The 533-nt window shown below is 47.8% G+C and carries 1 protein-coding gene; it reads left to right on the top strand.

Features of this window, described 5'->3' with window-relative positions; translation table 11 throughout:
* The first annotated feature begins 161 nt into the window (after positions 1-161).
* Complete coding sequence (locus tag ACFIL3_RS11200; protein WP_375682315.1) at positions 162-347, top strand: hypothetical protein; 186 nt, start codon at positions 162-164, stop codon at positions 345-347.
* Positions 348-533 lie beyond the last annotated feature (186 nt).

Raw genomic sequence — 533 nt, 5'->3', positions numbered from 1 at the left:
TATACTTTTTATATCGCAAGAGGTGGCTCAGTCTATGGCAAAAAAATTGGAGGAAGAATATTGCCGCCATGATTTTTCCGTCGTGCAGTAGCAGGGTTGAAAAAAGAAGCCGCAATGATGGGCCCAAGTGTTTTTTCATTGCGGTGACAATGGTGCACATTATGCTTTCGTTCTTAGGGGAGCCGCTTGGGGGAGAGCTTTGCGGGGATTTTCTTAGCCGATATGGAAAGGAGGGTATGAAGAAAAGAGCCCTATATATGGGGAATTGCGGACGCTTGTGTGGGGGGAAGTTGCCGGCTGGTTCATTGGGGGATAAGACAATGGGGGGGCAGGTCGTCATCCAGTGACTTGGAGTGACACGGAAAGCATGCTGGAGAACAAAAATGAAGGCTTAGGGGGAAGAAAAGCAGCAGTACAGACAGGTTCCAACCTATAAAAAGGCAAGTTCAAGGGGGAAAAGAGCCGGTTTTTGTGTTTTTGCGGCACGCAAGTAGGGAGCTTGGAATGATACGTAAAGCATGCTGGAAAATGGA

It is taken from the genome of Bartonella sp. CE47NXGY, from assembly GCF_042195415.1.
GTDB lineage: Bacteria > Pseudomonadota > Alphaproteobacteria > Rhizobiales > Rhizobiaceae > Bartonella.
Note: the sequence above shows the minus strand (reverse complement) of the source record. Positions and strands in the feature narration are given on the sequence as shown.

Coding starts and splice junctions, on each gene's coding strand:
- ACFIL3_RS11200 (WP_375682315.1), top strand. CDS start 162: ATGCTTTCGTTCTTAGGGGAGCCGCTTGGGGGAGAGCTTTGCGGGGAT.